16 protein-coding genes are annotated in these 19,794 nt (G+C 61.5%); 6 read left to right on the top strand and 10 right to left on the bottom strand.

The features are described 5' to 3' along the window. The first annotated feature begins 58 nt into the window (after positions 1-58). The 5 genes from lpdA to BW989_RS09645 all read left to right on the top strand — a co-directional run bounded on the left by lpdA (position 59) and on the right by BW989_RS09645 (position 4,712). Positions 59-1,489: a dihydrolipoyl dehydrogenase gene (gene lpdA / locus BW989_RS09665; protein ID WP_076587721.1), complete on the top strand. Its 1,431-nt coding sequence runs from the start codon at positions 59-61 to the stop codon at positions 1,487-1,489. 89 nt (positions 1,490-1,578) lie between these two features. After that, positions 1,579-2,670, top strand: coding sequence for a calcium:cation antiporter (locus tag BW989_RS09660; protein WP_076587719.1), 1,092 nt, complete (start codon positions 1,579-1,581; stop codon positions 2,668-2,670). Positions 2,671-2,698: 28 nt separating this feature from the next. Further along, positions 2,699-3,307, top strand: coding sequence for an LOG family protein (locus BW989_RS09655; protein WP_076587717.1), 609 nt, complete (start codon positions 2,699-2,701; stop codon positions 3,305-3,307). Continuing rightward, positions 3,304-4,296, top strand: coding sequence for a YhdH/YhfP family quinone oxidoreductase (locus tag BW989_RS09650; RefSeq protein WP_076587715.1), 993 nt, complete (start codon positions 3,304-3,306; stop codon positions 4,294-4,296). Before BW989_RS09655 ends, BW989_RS09650 begins: the two co-directional genes overlap by 4 nt. Positions 4,297-4,352: 56 nt before the next feature. Further along, positions 4,353-4,712: a response regulator gene (locus BW989_RS09645; protein ID WP_076587713.1), complete on the top strand. Its 360-nt coding sequence runs from the start codon at positions 4,353-4,355 to the stop codon at positions 4,710-4,712. 23 nt (positions 4,713-4,735) lie between these two features. Here BW989_RS09645 and BW989_RS09640 read toward each other — a convergent pair whose 3' ends face one another. Next, the gene (locus tag BW989_RS09640; protein ID WP_076587711.1) at positions 4,736-5,632 is read right to left on the bottom strand and encodes a DnaJ C-terminal domain-containing protein; all 897 of its coding nucleotides are present in this window, start codon (positions 5,630-5,632) and stop codon (positions 4,736-4,738) included. A 130-nt stretch (positions 5,633-5,762) separates the two neighbouring features. On the opposite strand from BW989_RS09640, the gene BW989_RS09635 reads away from it, so the two are divergent. Then, positions 5,763-6,251 carry a peroxiredoxin gene (locus tag BW989_RS09635; protein ID WP_076587709.1) on the top strand — a complete coding sequence of 163 codons (489 nt, stop codon included), beginning with the start codon at positions 5,763-5,765 and terminating at the stop codon, positions 6,249-6,251. A 93-nt stretch (positions 6,252-6,344) separates the two neighbouring features. On the opposite strand, the gene gyrA is transcribed toward BW989_RS09635, so the two are convergent. The 9 genes from gyrA to smc all read right to left on the bottom strand — a co-directional run bounded on the left by gyrA (position 6,345) and on the right by smc (position 19,788). Next, complete coding sequence (gene gyrA / locus BW989_RS09630) at positions 6,345-8,948, bottom strand: DNA gyrase subunit A (protein ID WP_076587707.1); 2,604 nt, start codon at positions 8,946-8,948, stop codon at positions 6,345-6,347. A 192-nt stretch (positions 8,949-9,140) separates the two neighbouring features. Then, complete coding sequence (gene mtnA / locus BW989_RS09625) at positions 9,141-10,205, bottom strand: S-methyl-5-thioribose-1-phosphate isomerase (protein WP_076587705.1); 1,065 nt, start codon at positions 10,203-10,205, stop codon at positions 9,141-9,143. Positions 10,206-10,237: 32 nt separating this feature from the next. Then, positions 10,238-11,026, bottom strand: coding sequence for a DUF3011 domain-containing protein (locus BW989_RS09620; RefSeq protein ID WP_076587703.1), 789 nt, complete (start codon positions 11,024-11,026; stop codon positions 10,238-10,240). A 109-nt stretch (positions 11,027-11,135) separates the two neighbouring features. Beyond that, positions 11,136-11,909, bottom strand: a complete 774-nt coding sequence (locus BW989_RS09615; protein WP_076587981.1) for a DUF3011 domain-containing protein — start codon at positions 11,907-11,909, stop codon at positions 11,136-11,138. A gap of 52 nt (positions 11,910-11,961) precedes the next feature. Continuing rightward, on the bottom strand, positions 11,962-12,990 hold the full coding sequence (gene epmA / locus BW989_RS09610) for an EF-P lysine aminoacylase EpmA (protein ID WP_083688463.1): 1,029 nt from the start codon (positions 12,988-12,990) through the stop codon (positions 11,962-11,964). Continuing rightward, positions 12,987-15,074 (bottom strand): NAD-dependent DNA ligase LigA, encoded by a 2,088-nt coding sequence (gene ligA / locus BW989_RS09605; protein ID WP_076587701.1) that lies wholly within the window; start codon positions 15,072-15,074, stop codon positions 12,987-12,989. Before ligA ends, epmA begins: the two co-directional genes overlap by 4 nt. Before the next feature lie 33 nt (positions 15,075-15,107). Next, on the bottom strand, positions 15,108-15,503 hold the full coding sequence (locus tag BW989_RS09600) for a hypothetical protein (protein ID WP_076587699.1): 396 nt from the start codon (positions 15,501-15,503) through the stop codon (positions 15,108-15,110). Positions 15,504-15,546: 43 nt separating this feature from the next. Continuing rightward, entirely contained in the window at positions 15,547-16,266 is a 720-nt protein-coding gene (zipA, locus tag BW989_RS09595; protein WP_076587697.1) for a cell division protein ZipA, read from the bottom strand. Positions 16,267-16,284: 18 nt separating this feature from the next. Next, a complete protein-coding gene (gene smc / locus BW989_RS09590; RefSeq protein WP_076587976.1) occupies positions 16,285-19,788 on the bottom strand; it encodes a chromosome segregation protein SMC in 3,504 nt (1,167 codons plus the stop codon). Between the last annotated feature and the right edge of the window lie 6 nt (positions 19,789-19,794).

Raw genomic sequence — 19,794 nt, 5'->3', positions numbered from 1 at the left:
CTCACGCCCCGCCCGTGCGGGGCGTGTCGTTTCAAGACTTCGCAAAGGAAGCAACATCATGTCCGAACAACAGCAATTCGATGTCGTCGTGATCGGCGGCGGTCCCGCCGGCTACCACGCCGCCATTCGCGCTGCCCAACTGGGCCTGAAAACGGCCTGCGTTGACGCCGCACTCGGCAAGGATGGCCAACCCGCCCTCGGCGGCACCTGTCTGCGCGTCGGCTGCATTCCGTCCAAGGCGCTGCTCGATTCCAGCCGCCAGTTCTGGAACATGGGTCATATCTTCGACCAGCACGGCATCAGCTTCAACGACGCCAAGATGGACGTCGCCACCATGATCGGTCGCAAGGACAAGATCGTGAAGCAGTTCACCGGCGGCATCGCTTCGCTGTTCAAGGCGAACAAGGTCGCGGCGTTCTATGGCTTCGGCCAGCTGCAGCCGGGCAACGTGGTGAAGGTGAAGCAGCACGATGGTTCGGAGATCGAGCTCAAGGGCACCAATGTGATCCTGGCCGTCGGCTCCGTCTCCATTGAACTGCCCTTCGCCAAGTTCGACGGCAATCACATCGTCGACAACGAAGGCGCGCTGGACTTCACCGAAGTACCGAAGCGCCTCGGCGTGATCGGTGCCGGCGTGATTGGCCTGGAGCTCGGCAGCGTGTGGAACCGCCTGGGTTCGGAGGTCACCATCCTTGAAGCGATGCCGGAATTCCTGGCTGCCGCCGACAAGGAAGTGGCCAAGGTGTCGGCCCGTGAGTTCAAGAAACAAGGCCTCGACATCAAACTTGGGGCGAAGCTGCTGAAGGCCGAGGTCAAGGGCAACGAAGTCGTCCTGACCTATAACGACGGCAAGGAAGACCAGACCCAGACCGTCGACAAGCTGCTGGTGGCCGTCGGCCGCCGCGCCGCCACTAAGGACGTGCTGGCCGAAGGTACGGGCGTCAAGCTCAACGAGCGCGGCCAGATCGAGGTGGACGAGCACTGCCACACCGGCGCCAATGGCGTGTGGGCGGTCGGTGACTGCGTGCGCGGGCCGATGCTGGCGCACAAGGGCTTCGAAGAGGGCATTGCGGTGGCGGAACTCATCGCCGGCCTACCCGGCCACGTCAACTTCGACACCATCCCGTGGGTCATTTACACCGAACCGGAAATCGCCTGGGTCGGCAAGACCGAAGAGCAACTCAAAGCCGAAGGCGTTGCCTACAAAGCCGGCAGCTTCCCGTTTGCAGCGGTCGGTCGCGCGGTCGCGATGGCCGAGCCGATTGGCTTCGTGAAAGTACTGGCCGATGCCGAGACCGATCGCATCCTGGGCATGCATCTGGTCGGCCCGAACGTGTCCGAGCTGGTGCACGAAGGCGTGATCTCGATGGAGTTCAAGGGCTCCGCCGACGATCTCGCTCGCATCTGCCACGCGCATCCCTCGCTGTCGGAAGCCGTGCACGATGCCGCAATGGCCGTGGACAAGCGCGCGATCCACAAAGCGAACTGATCTCACTCCAAGGACACGACGAAACGGCGCCGATGGCGCCGTTTTCGTTTCCAGCCGCCATCGCTGCGCCCCTGCCTCATAATCGAACCATGGCCGATCACTTCCATCACAACCCGCTCTGGACCGTTGCAGCCCCGTTGATTGGCGTGGTGACGCTGTTGTTGGCGATGTTCGCGCCTGCCATGCCCGGCGGCACCCTGCCTCTGGTCATCGGCCTGTTCGGCAGCGTCATCGCCGCGGTCCACCATGCGGAAGTCATCGCGCACAAGGTGGGCGAGCCCTTCGGCACGTTGGTGTTGGCGCTGGCGGTCACCGCGATTGAAGTCGCCCTGATCGTGACGATGATGCTGGCGGGTGGTGAATCCACCGCAGGCCTGCCGCGCGACACGGTGTTTGCCGCGGTCATGCTGATCTTGAACGGCATCATCGGATTCAGCTTGCTGGCGGGCAGCCGCCGCCACAGCATCCAACGCTATCGACTCGATGGCATGACCGCAGCACTGACCACCCTCACCGCGATTGTCGTGCTCACACTGGTACTGCCGAACGTCACCACCAGCGTACGCGGCCCGGTGTACGGCGATTCGCAACTCATCTTCATCGCCATCGTGACGTTGATCTTGTTCGGCTCGTTCACCGCGTTCCAGACGATGCGACATCGCGACTATTTCCTGCCGGTGGATGATGGCGATCCCACCACCGATGACCACGTCGAACCGCCCAGCCGGAAAGAAGCTCTGGCCAGCCTGGCGCTGCTGCTGGTCAGTCTGGTCGTGGTGGTGCTCTCGGCCAAGAAGCTCGCGCCAGGCATGGAGTCACTGCTGGCTGCGGCCGGCGCACCTCCGGCGGTGATCGGCATTGTGATCGCGGCGATCGTCTTGTTGCCCGAAGGCGTGGCCGCGGTACGCGCCGCGATCAACAACCGCGTGCAGACCAGCCTCAACCTGGCGATGGGCTCGGCGATTGCCAGCATCGGCTTGACCATTCCCACGGTTTCGATCGTCGCTTTGATGATGGATTGGGAACTGGCGCTGGGCCTGGACAACAAATCGACGGTCCTGCTCTTGCTGACCTTGTTCGTCACATCGATTTCCTTGCGCACCGGCAAGACCAACATCCAGATCGGCATCGTCCACGTGGTGCTGCTGGGCACCTACCTGTTCCTCAGCTTCGTACCCTGATGAACATCACATCACCCGAGGTCAAGATTTGAAGACGATTTGCGTGTACTGCGGCTCCAACGCTGGCGCCCGCCCCGTGTATGCCGAGGCCGCGAAGGCACTGGGCACACTCATCGCCCAGGAAGACGCTGCGTTGGTCTATGGCGGCGGCAATGTTGGTTTGATGGGCATCGTCGCCGATGCAGCGCTGGCAGCAGGCGGCCAAGTCATCGGCGTCATCCCGCAGCAATTGGTGGATTGGGAAGTCGCGCATCGCGGACTGACGCAGTTGGAAGTCGTCGATTCGATGCACACGCGTAAGATGCGGATGTTTGAATTGTCGGATGCCTTCATCGCCCTGCCCGGCGGCTTCGGCACGATGGACGAAATGTTCGAGATGCTGACTTGGCGGCAACTTGGGCTGGGCAAGAAGCCTTGCGCCTTTCTCGACGTGGATGGCTTCTGGCAACCCTTGATGACGATGATGGACACGATGGTGTGCGAACGCTTCCTGCACGCGGACCAACGCACGGATCTGTGGCACGGGGAAGATATCGACATGCTTTTTTCATGGTTGCGTGACTACGCACCGGCCGACGCCGACAAGTGGATGGACGAAAAACGCCGCAGCCAATTGACGTCACTGGAGGACGTATGAGCATTCCCGATCGCTTCAACGCGTTCCGCATCTTTGATGACGAACAGGGCTATCGAAGCGGCATCGAACACCTCACGCTGGATGATCTTTCGCCCGGCGAAATCGTGATCAAGACGGCGTTCTCCTCGATCAATTACAAGGATGCACTGGCGGGAACGGGCCAAGGCAAAATCCTGCGCCGTTTTCCGCTCAACGGCGGCATTGATGTAGCAGGCCACGTCGTGCGCTCCGAAGACCCGGCGTTCAAGGAAGGCGATGCGGTGGTGGTCACCGGCTGCGGCCTGTCCGAGACCCGCGATGGCGGCTACAGCGAATATGCGCGCATCGAATCGAAATGGGCGATCGCGCTGCCGCAAGGATTGAGTCTGCGTGAATCGATGATCCTCGGCACGGCGGGCTTCACCGCGGCGCTCGCGCTGTTTCGCATGCAGGACAACCGACAGACCCCGGATCTCGGCCCCATCGCCATCACCGGCGCGACCGGCGGCGTGGGCTCGCTCGCTACCGCCATCTTCAGCCGCGCAGGTTTCGACGTGCATGCGATCAGTGGCAAGGCCGACCAACGCACCTATCTGGAGGCCCTAGGTGCGAAAGAAGTGCTTGGCCGCGATGTACTGCAAATGGCTCGCCCACTGGAGTCGGCTCGATTCGGTGGTGCACTGGACAACGTGGGTGGCCCGATGCTGGCTAGCCTCCTGGCCCAGACGGCTCCTTACGGCAATGTCGCCACCGCGGGTCTGGCAGCCACCGCGGAGCTGCCCACCACCGTCATGCCCTTCATCATCCGCGGGGTGTCCCTTTTGGGCGTGGCATCGGCGGGCACGGCTCGTGACATCCGCGAACAAGTCTGGGCGCATCTTGCCAGCGACTGGAAGCCGGCCAACCTGGAGGCCATCTGCACGTCCGAGGTAGGCCTTGAGGGCCTACCGGCGATTTTTGACCGAATGTTGGCCGGCGGCTCGCTGGGTCGAACACTTGTCCGGCTTTAACACCATTCACGCGGGTACGGGAGACGCTAGAATGCCCGTATCCACAAGGGGGACTTATGGCGCGCATCTTGGTCATCGATGACTCACCGTCGCAGTTGATGGGTATTCGTCGCATCGTCGAAAAATTGGGTCACGATTGCATCACCGCCGAAGACGGCGCCCAGGGCGTCGAGCTCGCCAAGGCAGAATTGCCCGACCTCATCCTCATGGATGTGGTGATGCCGAATCTCAACGGCTTCCAAGCCACGCGTGCGATCAGCCGCCATGAAACCACTAGCCATATCCCGGTGATCCTGGTCACGACGAAGGATCAGGAAACCGACAAGGTCTGGGGCATGCGCCAAGGCGCGCGCGGCTACCTCACCAAGCCGTTCACTGAAGGCGAATTGTCTGAAGTCATCGCCGGTGCACTTTAAGCCCGGCGATTGACCAACTTGGCTCAGCCTTCACCGAAGGCTGATTTGAGATCTTCGTAAGCACTGCGTTGTCGCTCGTTCTGCGGCACGGGTGCCAACACTTCCAACTCGACGATTTGGTCACCCGCCGTCGCGCCCGGCAAGCCACGTCCGCGCAGGCGCAATTTTCGCCCAGCTTCCGAGCCTGCGGGAATCTTCAGATCCACCGCGCCGCCGAGGGTTGGCACCGTGACCGTGTCACCCAATGCAGCCTGCCATGGCATCACGGTGAGTACGTGGATAAGGTTGCGGCCGTCGACCTCGTATTGCGGATGCGCGGCGTATTCGATCTCCAGCAACAAGTCGCCATGCGCCCCCTGCCCCTTGAGGCGAATCGCCTGGCCCGGCTTGATGCCTTTGGGGATCTTCACGTCCAACGATTTGTTATTGACCCCAATGCGCACCGAATCGCCCCGATACACCGCTTCCAAAGGCACGCTCAGTTTCGCCCGGGTATCGCCGCGCGGCGCTGATTGCGGCCTGGCCCGCGGGCCGCCCCCCATGCCGCCACGTCCAAACACTTGCTCGAAGAAATCACTGAAACCGCCACCGGCACCGCCGCCCGCGAAGATTTCCTCGTAATCAAAATCCGGGTGGCCGCCGCCGGGACCGCCATAGCCGCCACCAAATCCACCGGGAGGCGGAACTTCGTCGCCGGGGCGATAGCCGCCTGCTCTCAACTGGTCATACGCAGCGCGTTTTTGCGGATCGCGAAGCGCTTCATAGGCCTCATTGACCGCCTTGAACTTTTCCTCGGCCCCAGCCTCTTTGCTGACGTCAGGGTGGTATTTGCGCGCCAAACGACGGTAAGCCGTTTTGATTTCGGCCTCGCCTGCGCCCGGCTCCACGCCCAGGGTTTCGTAATAGTCCTTGAACTGCATGTGCATCTCCGCGCCACAACCAAATCAAGATGAGGCCAATCGGCCTTCGCTTCAACCCGCCGCCCGGCATTGACGAGAATTTTCACATCATCGGCATAGACTGCGTCTTCACTTTGGCGAGTCCCCCGACATGAGCATCGAGACCGGGCAAAAAATACCCGAAAACGTGTTGCAGATCATTCGTACCGGCGTCGAGCAAATCGACACACATGCCATCTTCGGCGGCAAACGGGTGGTCATGTTCGCCGTGCCAGGCGCCTTCACCCCGACCTGCTCAGAGCGGCACTTGCCGGGTTACGTGCAGCATTACGATGAATTTCGTCAGCGTGGCGTCGAGGTCGTGTGTGTATCGGTAAACGATCCGTTTGTGATGCAAGCCTGGGGCGAAGCTGAGCAAGTGCCGGCGGGCATGTTGATGTTGGCCGATGGCAATGGCGACCTGACCAAAGCCCTTGGCCTACAAATGGACGCGAGCGCCTACGGCATGGGGCTGCGCAGTAAACGCTATGCCTTGTATGCCGAAGATGGGGTCGTGAAGGATCTAGAAGTCGAGGCTCCGGGCGAACTCCGCGTCTCCACCGCCGAGTACATGCTTTCCAAATTGCCTCCTGCTGGGTAATCATCCTGGGCAGGCAACGACGACGCTTGTCGATGATGCAAAGAAAAGGCGGCCATCGGCCGCCTTTTCAGTGGAGGAAGCAACACGGAGCCGTCAGTCTTGCTCGGTGCTCTCGACCACGACAACATCCGTAACCACGGTCTCCTCGGCCTCGTCGCTGTCCAGCGAGACATCCAGACGCTCGACAGCCTGCAACTTCTCGCCGGCCTGCACGCGCATCAGGGTCACACCCTGCGTATTGCGGCCTACCTGCGCGATATCCGCCGCCGGCGTGCGAACCAAGGTACCGCCATCGGAAATCAGCAACACGTCATGATGCTCGCTGAGCTGGATCGCACCGACCAATTGGCCATTGCGCTCCGTGGTCTTTAGCGCGATCACGCCCTGCGTGCCACGGCCCTTCTTCGGGAAATCGTCGATCGGCGTGCGCTTGCCAAAACCATTTTCGCTGGCGGTCAACACATCGCCATCGCCATCGACCACGATCAGACTGCGGACTTCCTCGCCCTCGGCCAAGCGCATGCCGCGTACGCCGGTCGCGGTGCGACCCATCGCACGGACCGTGCCTTCGTCGAAGCGCGAAGCCTTGCCGTTGCTGGCGAATAGCATGATGTCGCACTCGCCGTTGGTGAGCTCGGCGTTGACCAGCGCATCACCTTCGTCCAAGTTGATCGCGATCTTGCCGCGCTGCAGGCGATAGGCGAACTCGGTCAACGCGGTCTTCTTCACCGTGCCGTTCTTGGTGGCGAAAAACACGTACTTGCCGTCTTCGTAATCGCGCACCGGCAACACGGCTTGGACCTTCTCACCTTCTTCCAGCGAAATCCAGTTGATGATCGGACGACCACGCGCGTTCGGGCCCGCATCCGTCAACTGGTACACGGACAGCCAGAACACCCGGCCCGCGCTGGTGAAGGTCAACAACGTGTCATGCGTATTGACCAGCCAGAGCTTGTCGATGAAATCCTCGTCCTTGGTCGCGGCTGCATTCCGGCCCTTGCCGCCGCGCTTCTGCGCACGGTAGGTCGTCGCCGGCTGGCGCTTGGCGTAACCCGCGTGCGACAGCGTCACCACAACGTCTTCCGGCGCGATCAGGTCAAGGATGTCGAGGTCTTCTTCGCTGGCGCGAATCTCGCTGCGACGTTCATCGCCAAACTCTTCGCGCACGTTTTCAAGCTCGGTGCGGATAACCTGCATCAGCACGCCCGGGTTTTCGAGAATCTCGATCAGCCCACGAATGGTGTCGAGCAACGCACGATATTCGTCGGTGAGCTTTTCCTGCTCAAGGCCGGTCAGGCGATGCAGGCGCATTTCCAAAATCTGCTGTGCCTGGATCTCGGTGAGCTGATAGCCATCGGCCAAGAGGCCCACTCCCTTCGGCAGGTCTTCCGGACGCGAGGCTTCCGCACCCGCCGCGCCCAAGAGCGCACCAACCATGCCCGGCTGCCAGCGACGCGCCAGCATCTTCTGCCGTGCTTCATCGGGATTCGCTGAAGTCTTGATCAGCTCGATCATCTCGTCGATGTTGGCGAGTGCGACGGTCAGGCCTTCCAGGATGTGCGCGCGCGAACGTGCTTTGCGCAGCTCGAAGATCGTCCTGCGGGTCACTACCTCGCGGCGATGTTTGAGGAAGGCCTCAAGGATCTGCTTGAGATTGAGCAACTGCGGGCGGCCATCGACCAGCGCGACCATGTTGATGCCGAACACCGACTCCATCTGCGTCTGCGAATAGAGGTTGTTGAGCACCACTTCGGCGGATTCGCCGCGCTTGACCTCGATGTAGATGCGCATACCGTCCTTGTCGGACTCATCACGCAGCTCGCTGATGCCTTCGAGTTTCTTTTCCTTGACCAGCTCAGCGATCTTCTCGATCAACCGCGCCTTGTTCACCTGATACGGGATCTCGGTGACGACGATCGCTTCGCGGCCGTTGTCGGCCACCTCGATGTCGGCACGCGCACGCATCCGCACACGGCCCTTGCCGGTGCGATACGCCAAATGGATGCCGCCCACGCCATTGATGATGCCCGCGGTGGGGAAATCCGGGCCCGGGATGTATTCCATCAGGCCATCGATATCGATGTCGGGCGTTTCGATCATCGCCAGCAACGCGTTGATCACTTCGGTCAAGTTGTGCGGCGGGATGTTGGTCGCCATGCCGACCGCGATACCGGCCGAGCCATTGACCAGGAGATTCGGGAACCGGGTCGGCATGACCGTCGGCTCCAGTTCCTTCTCGTCGTAGTTGGGCTGGAAGTCGACAGTTTCCTTGTCGATGTCGGCCATCAACTCGTTGGCCATCTTCGACATGCGCGCCTCGGTGTAACGCATTGCCGCAGCGGGATCGCCATCGACCGAACCGAAGTTGCCCTGCCCGTCCACCAAGAGGTAACGCAGCGAGAACGGCTGCGCCATGCGCACCAGCGTGTCGTACACCGACGCATCGCCGTGCGGGTGGTATTTACCGATGACGTCACCGACGATACGGGCGGATTTGTAATAAGGCTTGTTGCTGTGCGCGCCAAGCTCGTTCATCGCGAACAACACGCGACGATGCACTGGCTTCAAGCCATCGCGCACGTCAGGGAGGGCGCGTCCCACGATCACGCTCATGGCGTAATCGAGGTAGCTTCGGCGCATTTCGTCTTCGAGGTTGACCGGGATGATTTCGCGGGCAGAATCGGTCGGCTGGGACATCAGGCATCCGTGTAAAGAGCGATTGGGCGTCCTTGCCAGCTGGCTTGCACAGCGCTTCCATCGCGCCTTGCGCGCCCCTGTTCAGGTCGCGCCGGAAAGACAGGAAATTCTACCATGTCCGACGCCTGAATGACAGCCGGAATTTCATGGAGAAACAATAAGTTACGCGTGTTTTTAGGGGTATTTACAGACTCAGGCGAAACGCGGGCCAAACATCACTTGCATGCTCATCGAATCAGGGCGCTCTACCACCCCGCGTTCGGTCACGATCGCATCGATCAACTCGTGCGGGGTTACGTCGAACACCGGGTTCCACGCAGCGATGCCTTCGGCCACGGTGCGCTCGCCGCGATGCGACAGCAACTCCGCTGGATCACGCTCCTCGATCTCGATTTGATCACCAGACGCCGTCGCCATGTCCACCGTCGATGACGGCGCGACCACCATGAATTTGACGCCGTGGTGACGCGCCGCGATCGCGAGCTGATAGGTGCCGATTTTGTTGGCTGTGTCGCCATTCGCGCAGATACGATCCGCGCCAACCACCACCCACTGCACCGCCCCACTCTTCATCAGGTGCGATGCGGCGGCGTCGGCGATCAAGGTGGCATCGATACCATCTTGCTGCAGCTCCCACACGGTCAGGCGTGCGCCCTGGTTCCACGGCCGCGTCTCGCCCGCAAACACCCGCGCGATGCGCTCTTCGGCCACGCCTGCACGAATTACACCAAGCGCCGTGCCGAAGCCCGCGGTCGCGAGCGATCCGGTGTTGCAATGCGTCAGCACACCACTGCCGGGCGCGATCAACGCCGCGCCCATCGCGCCCATCTCATGGTTGGCGGCCAAGTCCTCGGTTTCGATATTGCGTGCTTCGCGCTTGAGTACTTCACGCCAATCATCACCAGCACGATGCAGCACCTCGCGCATGCGCGCCAGTGCCCATGCAAGATTGACTGCGGTCGGTCGCGCTGCGTTGAGATGCTGCATCGCCGGTTCGAGTTTGATCAAAGCATCGACGCCGTTATCGGCATCGACATCACGTGCCGCAAGCACTACGCCCCACGCCGCGGCAATACCAATGGCTGGTGCGCCACGCACGATCAGTGCATGGATAGCATCAGCAACGGCATCACTGGTACTCGCACTGACATATTCCGTCTGGAACGGCAGCTTGCGTTGATCCAGCAACTCAAGTGCATCGCCCGTCCAGCGGATCGGGCGGATGCGGTCGTATCGGGCATAGTCGATGTCGGTCATGCGCTCAGTTTACCGGGCGCGGACGCCATCGATCACCAAGCGCGGAACTCGCCGCGACAGCCGTTACTTACCCACACGCCGCCTCGATCAAAGCCCCAGGTTTGACCCTGCACGCAAGCGCTGCGTGATGTTTGACGCAGTAATTCGACGCCACGATAGACATTGGTGCGACAGTAGTTCTGGCGGCCATCGTTGGAGGCGCAAGAAAACACTTGACCATTGCCGGCGTTGCCATACCCGCCCTGGCCATAACCGTTTTGAGGATAACGATTGCCATAGCTATTACCGTAGCGACCAGAGCCGGGGGCGAATTCGGCGCGGCAACCATGATCAACCCAGATCTCGCCACGCTCGGCGCCCCAGTTATGGCCTTCGCGGCAACGTGTATCGGAGAGCTGCCGGACCATGATCACGCCGTAACGCGTATCGATAGGGCATCGGTTGTGGCGTCCGCGCGGTGATTCACACACAACAACCCCATTACGGTAATAGTCGTTGTTATTGCCATAGCCGTAGCCGCTATTGCCATAACCGGCAGCTCCAACGGCAAATTCAGCGCGACACCCACGATCCACCCATACGCCGTTGCGATTCACGCCCCAACTTTGCCCTTCGATGCATTGTGAGCGTGATGTCTGCCTGACCAGCTGCACACCTTGCCGTACATCCACGCGACACTCACGATAGCGACCGTCGTTGGAGTCACAAGTGAAGCGCGTGCCGGGCGCATAACCACCCTGCCACTGCGCTTGGCTAGCACCAGGCAATGCCCACAGGACAACAGCGGTGGCGACGAAGGCAAAGGGGCGTAAAGGATTCATGGGCGTCTCCACAGTGGCGATTGGCCCCAAGATACGGCGCTCCAATTGAATCCAGAGCAAAAGAAGCACGTCTGGCCATTATTGGACCAGCTTCCATTCAGTTATCTGACTACCAGAGCAGGAACTCGGCGCGGCAGCCTTCGGCGACCCATACGCGCTGGGCATCCCAGCCCCAATTCCTGTTTACCTTGCAGGTAGCGCGTGAAAGTTGACGCACCAGCTCAACCCGCGTGGCCCCCTCCGTCCGACATTCCTTGCGCTGGCCATCGATGGATTCGCAGCGCAGTGGCCGTCCCATCTTGGCAACAGGGGGCGCTGCATCACCACGGCCAAACAAACGGCGCAGGAATTGCCCACTGGGTCTCGAAACGGCTTCCACTTCGAACTCGGCACGGCAGCCTCGGGCAACCCATACGCCTTTCTCGTCATAGCCCCAGCTCTCACCCAGCTCGCAATCCATGCTGGAAAGTTGCCGGGTCAGACGAACGCTGCCGGCGATCTCGATGGGGCAATGATCCATTCCGTGCCCGCGAGATTCGCAGCGCAGGACTCGCTTGCGCACTGCCGCGTCGCCACTGGATTCAACATTTTCTGCACTTTCGCGCCCAAATTCCGCACGACAGCCACGCGCGACCCACAGCCCTTCATCGTCCACGCCCCATGAATTATTGCGAATACAAGCATTGCGTGAAAGCTGGCGCAGCAAGATGACGTCGCCCTTTCCTTCGGGGAGGCGACAGTGCTGCCATCGCCCATCCTTGGACTCGCAACGAACACGCGATGCGGTCGCAGCCTCCGCGGGTGAAGGCCACGAGGCCAAAACGACACCGCCCGCCAGGGCAGTGGTGATGCATGCAAGTGTCAGTGTGGTGCGAGTCCCCATGTGGCGAATGTACCGCAGCCAGATGAACGTCTGGAGAAACTGCTCGCTTTGTTCAGGCACGAGAAAAATCAAACGCGAGCACGTCGGCGATGCGTGATGTAACCAGCATCGACATCATCAGGCGATCGACGCCCAACGCAACACCGGCGCAGGGTGGAAAACCATGCGCCAGTGCATCCAACAAAAATTGATCCATCGGTGATGCACTTCCATCACGCCGATGTCGAATGCTTGCATCACGCTCGAATCGCATACGTTGCTCGGACGCATCACCTAGCTCGTTGTAGCCATTGGCTAGCTCCAGCGGACCCAGATAAAGCTCGAAGCGCTCAGCCACGGGGTGCCCATCACTTTCATCGCGGATGCGTGCCAGTGCAGCTTGCGATGCCGGATAATCATGCATCACGGTTATCGTATCGTGCGCAAAATCAGGTTGGATGCGATGGGTCATCAGCAGGTCCAGCCAGTCATCGCGCGTTAGCCCTGCAGGGTCGATGACGACATCCCCCAGCGCATCGCGCAGCTCGTCGATGCTGGCAGTGAATGGATCAAGGCCGATCGTGCGTTGATACAGCTCACGATACGTGATGACGGTGGTTGATGATGCTCGCTTGCCCACCAATGCCAAGGCCGCTTGTACCAGGTAGACGGTTTCATCGATCAAACGATGATGGTCCCAACCCACGCGATACCACTCCAGCATCGTGAACTCGGGGTTATGCCGCCCACCTGCCTCACCATCGCGGAACACACGCCCCAACTCGTAGCAATCGCCGATGCCGGCGGCGAGCAAACGCTTCATCGGATATTCGGGAGAGGTGCGCAACCAACGTGTGCGCGATGCGCCATCGGTGCGACCAGAAAACTCCAGATGGAATGGTGCGATGTGCGGATCACTCACACCCGCGAGTGACATGACCGGCGTTTCTACTTCCAGCACGCCGTGCTCGTGGAAAAACTCGCGAATCAAGCGATTCAGCCGTGCACGCAGTCGCAGTACGTCGCGCGTGGCCGAAGGTGCCCACGATTGCGCTGACGTCACACCGTCTTTCCAGCCTTCTGCCGACTCGAAACGACTCATGCGGATGCATCTTGACTAGTGAGGAAAGCGAGCAGCGCAGCTTCGTCCCATATTTCGATACCGAGCTCCTCGGCTTTGGCGAGTTTGCTACCCGCCGCTTCGCCTGCGACAACAATCGAAGTCTTCTTCGACACGCTGCCAGAAACCTTTGCGCCCAACGCTTCCAGACGCGCTCCAGCCTGGTCTCGCGTCATCGCGCTAAGTCCGCCTGTGAGCACCACGGTCTTGCCTGCCAAGGGGCCGTCCGCTGAGCGTTGAGGCGCTCCTTCTGGCCAATGCACACCACGCTCGCGCAATGCATTGATCACCTCGCGGTTGTGTGACTCGGCAAAAAAATTGGCGATGTGAGCCGCGACGATCGGGCCAACATCCGGCACTTCACGCAATGCATTTTCATCCGCGTCCATCAAAGGATCTAGCGCACCAAAGTAGCGCGCCAGTGTCTTCGCCGTGGATTCGCCGACATCCGGAATACCCAGCGCAAACAGCAGTCGATCCAGCGTGGTAGCACGACTGACATCGATCGCATTAACCAAGTTGTGTGCCCATTTGTCCGCAACCTTGCCCGCCTTGACCGTCGCCGGAACCGTGCCGTCGCGCTCGTCGGCACGACGTTTCATTTCAAGGAGGTCATCGACGGTCAGCGTGTACAAGTCGTCGACCGTCTGCACGTAGTCGAATTCAACCAGTGCTTCGGCAAAACGCTCACCCAGGCCCTCGATGTCCATGGTTCGACGCCCCGCGAAGTGGAAAATAGCCTGCACGCGCTGCGCCGGACAGAACAGGCCGCCGCTACAGCGTGCGACGACTTCACCTTCCTCTCGCTCGATGGCCGAGCCGCATATTGGACATTCCGTCGGCAATGCGTATGGGGCATGCAATGGCTCGCCTCGCGCGTCCAGTGGCCGCTCGCCTTCGACGACGCGGACGACTTCGGGGATGACATCGCCCGCACGACGCACGATGACGGTATCGCCGACGCGCACATCGAGACGCGCGATCTGGTCAGCGTTATGCAGGGTGGCGCGAGTCACGGTGACACCGCCGACATGCACCGGTTTCATCAACACCCAGGGCGTGACCGCACCTGTGCGCCCGACATTCACTTCGATCGATTCCACCGTGGTGCTTGCTTCTTGCGCGGGGAATTTGTGCGCAATCGCCCAACGCGGCGCGCGCGAGACAAACCCCATCGCACGTTGCTGATCGAAGCGATCAAGCTTGTAAACCACACCATCGATGTCATACGGCAGTGCATCACGACGTTCACCGATGCGCTGGTAATAAGCCAGCAAGCCTTCGAGACCCTGCGCAGTGCCAACTTCGGCGCTCACAGGCAGACCCAATTCACGCAGCCATTGCAAGGTTTCCGAATGTGTCGGCGGCAAGGCCACGCCGTGGACCTCACCCAGTGCATAGGCGAAGAAAGACAAGGGGCGTTGTGCGCTAATGCGTGGGTCCAGCTGCCGCAGTGAGCCCGCTGCACCATTACGCGGATTGGCCAGCGTCTTCTGCCCGTGTTCCAGTGCCCAGGCGTTGTAGCGATCAAAGGCGGCTTTCAACATCACCACTTCGCCGCGCACCTCCAGCACCGGCGGCGCATTACCGCGCAGGCGCAGCGGCACGGATTTCACCGTGCGCAGGTTGGCCGTGACATCTTCACCCGTACTGCCATCGCCTCGTGTGGCACCGCGCACGAAGATGCCGTCTTCATAGCGAAGACTGATGGCAAGACCATCCAGCTTCGGCTCAACCGAAAATATCGGCGCGGCATCACCCGTCTCTTTTTCGATGCGGGCAACAAACTCCCCCACTTCTTCGTCGGTGAAGGCGTTGGCCAGCGACAACATCGGCACCGCATGCGCAACGCTGGCGAACTTGCCGGACGGCACAGCGCCAACGCGCTGTGTGGGTGAATCTGACGTGATGAGTTCCGGATGCGCACGCTCAAGCGCTTCCAGATCACGCATCAACCTGTCGTAGTCGACATCCGGCAGATTCGGATCATCGAGGACGTAATAACGATGGTTGGCCTCGCGGATGCGAGCCACCAGTTCTGCATGTTGGCGAGCGACGTCGGTCATGCCGTCATTATCGACGACCGCTCGCGTTCGGTGTCAGTCGGCGTTGCCGAACGTTGGTTTGCGATGATCGCGAAAATTGAACAAACCTTCGAGCAATACCATCGCAAAACCCCAGAACAGCAGCTGTGCACCCCAGCCGGCGCGGCCTCCCTGCCCGATCACCGTATCGGCCTGGTGATAGACGATGAAACCGACGATCAAGCCCAAGAGGCCCACGACGATCTGCACGTATTCTTCTTTGCGCGCCTTGCCAGCGAGCCCGGCCAAAGACGCAATGATGCCAAGCGCCGCCAGCACGTAGAGCAGGAAGGCCAAACCATCCGCCTGACCGACAAGGAAAGTACCGCTCGCGTTCGCGACGAGCGGCAGGAAGCAACCGGCCAGCGCACTTATGCCACCTACCAATCCCACGACGTTCTCAAGCTTCATGCGGCCTCCCGTCTGGCTTTGAATTCAAAACACGATGATGCGATCACCAACGTCCCGGCCGCGTGAGCGGCGGTGCTTCGCGTTGGCGATCGTAGGCACGCAGCTCGTCGCGGATATGGGCGATGCGCTGGCGGCCGAGCGCATTGCGCTCTTCATCCAGCACCACGCCATCAAGCAGCTCCGCCATGCGCTGCGCCGTGGGCAGCATGGTGTCCCACGCTTCCAGCGCACTGACAGGCGCGGGCAAGGTGAGGAAGAAGGCGATCGCCGGCGTTTCCAGTGACTGGATGCTCGCCATATCGAAGCTGCCCGGCTTGAGGATGTTGGCCACGCTGAAGATCGGACCGGCCTCGGGCTTGCGGTCGATCAGGCGATGGAACACGTCCATGTGACCATAGGTCAGGCCGGCTTTCTCAGCCGCCACGACGATATCCGGCCCGCGCAACAACTGGCCAGCACGCGCAGCGACGAACAACGACACGATCTTGTCGAAGTTTTCATCGACGCGTTTGCCGAGCTCTTGCCCTTGTGGCGGCGCTTCGAATCCCAAGTCTGCCTGGCGATCGACATCCGTCGGCTCTTCACCATCGGCATCCAGCTCGGCACGCACCTCGTCGCCCAAAGTGGGCGCGATGCGTTCACCGCGCGCATCCACACGCCGCCCCTGCCCCGGCTTCTTCGGCCTGCCGAACCAGAGGATAGCCGCGAACAAAATGATGCCGGCGACGAGAATGCCGATGCGAATGAGCGTGGTTTCGGACATGTTGTTCTTCCGTATGGCTTATGCAGCGCCGACCATGCGCGAGGCTTCCGCCAAATCCACGGAAACCAGGCGACTCACACCCGGCTCCCGCATGGTAACGCCAGATAGCTGCTCGGCGGCTTCCATCGTGGCTTTGTTATGGGTGACGAACAAGAACTGCACGGCTTCGCTCATCTCCTTCACCATGGCGGTGAAGCGACCGACATTGGCTTCGTCCAGCGGTGCATCCACCTCGTCCAGCAGGCAGAACGGCGCGGGGTTGAGGCGGAAGATGGCGAACACGAGCGCGACGGCCGTCATCGCCTTTTCACCGCCCGAGAGCAACGAGATATTGGCGACGCGCTTGCCGGGCGGACGCGCCATGATGGCGACGCCGGTGTCGAGCAGGTCTTCGCCCGTCAGCTCCAGATAGGCATGGCCACCACCGAACAGGCGCGGATAAAGCTCTTGCACGCCGGTGTTGACGCGATCGAAGGTGTCCTTGAAGCGGCCGCGGGTCTCGCGGTCGATCTTCTTGATGGCTTCTTCGAGTGTTTCCAAGGCAGCGGTGAGGTCCGCGTCCTGCGCGTCAAGGTATTCCTTGCGCTGCGCCGCTTCGGCGTGTTCGGCAATAGCGGCAAGGTTGACCGGCTCAAGGCGACGCAATTTGGCGTCGAAGTCAGCGACGGCTTTCTCCCACACGCTGGTTTCAGCTTCTTCGACCAAGGTGTTGATGACGTCTTGCAGCACGAAGCCGGCTTCGACGACTTCGGTCGAAAGGCGATTCGCGGCGATCATCGCGGCCTGTTGGTCCAACTTGCGCTGGCTGATCGCCTCGCGCTGCTGCAATGACTGGCCATCGCGCTCCTGACGCGTCTGCTCGAAACCGCGCAATTCGCCTTCGATGCTTTCCAAGGCAGCGCGCGCGGACGCCAAGGCCTGATCAACGCGCACGCGCTCATCGAGCGCGGACTGGCGTTCATCCTGCAATGCCTTGACCGGATCATCGCCGTCGGTCAATTGCGCAGCCAATTCACCCAGACGCGTATCCAGCTGGCCACGCTGCTGGCCCATGCGCGAAAGCGCTTGCGTCAGCGATACCACCTGCGTGCGCTGCGTTTCCACGGTCAGCGCCAAGGCATGCGCGGTTTCACGTGATTCGCGAGCACGATCACGCGCGGCGTCACGCGCTTCGGCCAAGGTGCGACGCTCATTTTCCAATACCTGGCGCGCGTCCTGCAGCTCGGCCATGCGGGCGATGGCGGTCTCGAGTTTTTCGCGCGCTTCGCGGGCCTGTGCGTTGCCGTCTTCGTTGAACTGGGTGATCTGCGCCAATTCGCTGTCGATGTTGGCAAGGCGCCCGCGCGCGGACTCGACGCGACCCTTGTGGCTCTGCAACTGGCCGGCCAATTCCGACACGCTGCGATGCGCCTGATACAGGCCGCGCTGCGCTTCCTCACGTGACTGCTCGGCTTCCAGCGCGCGTTGGCGCAGGCCCGCGATCTGTTCCTCCAGCGATTTTTCCTGCAGCTGGAGGGCTTCGATCTCGCCGCGCAGCGACTGGATCTCGCGCTCGCGCAGCAGCGCACCCTGTTTCGCAGCACCGGAACGCAGCACGCGCACCCAACCTGCACCCAGGCGCTCGCCTGCACGGGTAATGACCGAAGCACCATCGCCCAATTGCGGCAACAAAGTGCGCGCGTCGGCCAAGGTTTCGGCGACGTGCAGGTTGGCCAGCATGCGACGAATCGCCAATGGGCCACGCACCTTGGATGCCAGCGAAGTGGCAGCAAAACTTGCATCGGACTCTTCAGGCGAAACCAGGCTCAAACGCCCATCGGCGAGTTCGCCCAGCGCATCGACCAAGGCTTCCGGCGCCTCGACCAGCACGCCTTCGATCATCTGGCCCAGCGCGCCTTCGACCGCCGCTTCCCAGCCGCCTTCGACGCTGAGCTTCTCGCCCACGCGCGGCGCTTCATCCAGCCCACGTTGGCGCAACCATGCAACAGCCGCGCCTTGCTCCTGCCCGAGTGCAGCGCTCTGCAGGGTTTCCAGCGAACTCAAGCGGCCACGCTTGTCCTGCGCGGACTTGCGCGCATCGGCCAGCTGCGAGGCCAACTGGCGCTGTTCATCCTGCAGCGCGGTCACGGCTTGCTTGCGACTCTCAACATCAGCGGTCAGCGTGTCGATGCCGGCTTTTTGGGTGTCATGGCGCTGTTCGATGTCGGCGAAGGCGGCCGCCAACGCTTCCAGATCCAGCTGGGTGCGCTCGCCGGCCAGTTTTTCGCGGCGGCGCTCGGCGTCCAGCATCTGGCGGTCGAGGTAGTCGACGCGGGTGCGCTCGACATCGCCCGCACGCGCGGCTTCGGATTGATCCTTGTTGAGGGCATCCCAACGCTGCTGCCAATCGGCGAGTGCGGTTTCGGCTTCCTTCAATTCGGCTTGGCGCGCGTCATCGCCGCTGCGCAGCTCGGCAAGCTTGGGTTCGGCGTCCTGCAGGTTGGTCTGCAGGCTGGTTAGCGCAGCCTCGTCACTGCCGATGTGGGCGATGACTTCGGCCAGTGCCGTTTCAGCTTCCGCGCGCGCAGTGGTCAGGCGCGTTGACATCTCTTGTTGATGTTGAATCTGCTGCTCCAGGCGCGCGATCACGCCGCCGACGCGATACACCTCGGCCTGCGCCTGGGCATGACCATCGACGGCCGCCTGATGCCGCTCGCGGCCGGATTCGATCTCGCGTTCGGCCTGGCGCTGCTCGGCAATCAACTGCTCCAGCTTGGTTTCATCGGCGGCCAAGGCTTGGCGATGTTGCTGCAGGTCGGCATCCAGCGCACGGTATTGCAGCGCCTTCCATTCGGCATCCTTCACCTTGCGCTCGGCCTGGATGGCCGTGTACTGCTCGGCCTGACGCGCCTGGCGGGCAAGATGGGTCAGCTGCTTGCCGACTTCCTCGCGCAGATCATTCAAACGGTCCAGGTTCTCTCGGGTGGAGCGGATGCGGCTTTCGGTTTCCTTGCGGCGCTCCTTGTACTTGGAGATGCCGGCGGCCTCTTCCAGATACACGCGTAGTTCTTCGGGTTTCGCTTCGATGATCTGCGAGATCATCCCTTGCTCGATGATGGAATAGCTGCGCGGGCCCAGGCCGGTGCCCAGAAACAGATCCGTGATGTCCTTGCGGCGGCACTTCGACCCGTTGAGGTAGTAGGTGCTGTGACCATCGCGGCCCACCGTGCGCTTGACCGAGATCTCGTTGAACGCCGCGAATTCGCCGGTCACCGCGTGATCGCTGTTGTCGAAGATGAGCTCCACCGTCGCCTGCGACACCGGCTTGCGCGCGCTGGAGCCAGAGAAGATCACGTCGGTCGCATTGTCGCCGCGCAGGCGGCTGGCCGAGGACTCGCCCATCACCCAGCGCACGGCGTCGATGATGTTGGATTTGCCGCAGCCGTTCGGCCCCACCACGCCGGTCATGTTGGTCGGCAGGTGCAGCGTGGTCGGATCGACGAAGGATTTGAAACCGGCAAGCTTGATCGTGGACAGGCGCATGAACGA

The sequence above is a fragment of the Solilutibacter tolerans genome (genome assembly GCF_900155935.1).
GTDB lineage: Bacteria > Pseudomonadota > Gammaproteobacteria > Xanthomonadales > Xanthomonadaceae > Solilutibacter > Solilutibacter tolerans.
This window is presented reverse-complemented; position numbering and strand designations above follow the sequence as displayed.

What these genes read in the sequence shown, in the direction of transcription:
- lpdA (WP_076587721.1), top strand. Translation starts at nt 59, where the DNA reads ATGTCCGAACAACAGCAATTCGATGTCGTCGTGATCGGCGGCGGTCCC.
- BW989_RS09660 (WP_076587719.1), top strand. Translation starts at nt 1,579, where the DNA reads ATGGCCGATCACTTCCATCACAACCCGCTCTGGACCGTTGCAGCCCCG.
- BW989_RS09650 (WP_076587715.1), top strand. Translation starts at nt 3,304, where the DNA reads ATGAGCATTCCCGATCGCTTCAACGCGTTCCGCATCTTTGATGACGAA.
- BW989_RS09645 (WP_076587713.1), top strand. Translation starts at nt 4,353, where the DNA reads ATGGCGCGCATCTTGGTCATCGATGACTCACCGTCGCAGTTGATGGGT.
- BW989_RS09640 (WP_076587711.1), bottom strand. Translation starts at nt 5,632, where the DNA reads ATGCAGTTCAAGGACTATTACGAAACCCTGGGCGTGGAGCCGGGCGCA.
- BW989_RS09635 (WP_076587709.1), top strand. Translation starts at nt 5,763, where the DNA reads ATGAGCATCGAGACCGGGCAAAAAATACCCGAAAACGTGTTGCAGATC.
- gyrA (WP_076587707.1), bottom strand. Translation starts at nt 8,948, where the DNA reads ATGTCCCAGCCGACCGATTCTGCCCGCGAAATCATCCCGGTCAACCTC.
- mtnA (WP_076587705.1), bottom strand. Translation starts at nt 10,205, where the DNA reads ATGACCGACATCGACTATGCCCGATACGACCGCATCCGCCCGATCCGC.
- BW989_RS09620 (WP_076587703.1), bottom strand. Translation starts at nt 11,026, where the DNA reads ATGAATCCTTTACGCCCCTTTGCCTTCGTCGCCACCGCTGTTGTCCTG.
- BW989_RS09615 (WP_076587981.1), bottom strand. Translation starts at nt 11,909, where the DNA reads ATGGGGACTCGCACCACACTGACACTTGCATGCATCACCACTGCCCTG.
- epmA (WP_083688463.1), bottom strand. Translation starts at nt 12,990, where the DNA reads ATGAGTCGTTTCGAGTCGGCAGAAGGCTGGAAAGACGGTGTGACGTCA.
- ligA (WP_076587701.1), bottom strand. Translation starts at nt 15,074, where the DNA reads ATGACCGACGTCGCTCGCCAACATGCAGAACTGGTGGCTCGCATCCGC.
- BW989_RS09600 (WP_076587699.1), bottom strand. Translation starts at nt 15,503, where the DNA reads ATGAAGCTTGAGAACGTCGTGGGATTGGTAGGTGGCATAAGTGCGCTG.
- zipA (WP_076587697.1), bottom strand. Translation starts at nt 16,266, where the DNA reads ATGTCCGAAACCACGCTCATTCGCATCGGCATTCTCGTCGCCGGCATC.
- smc (WP_076587976.1), bottom strand. Translation starts at nt 19,788, where the DNA reads ATGCGCCTGTCCACGATCAAGCTTGCCGGTTTCAAATCCTTCGTCGAT.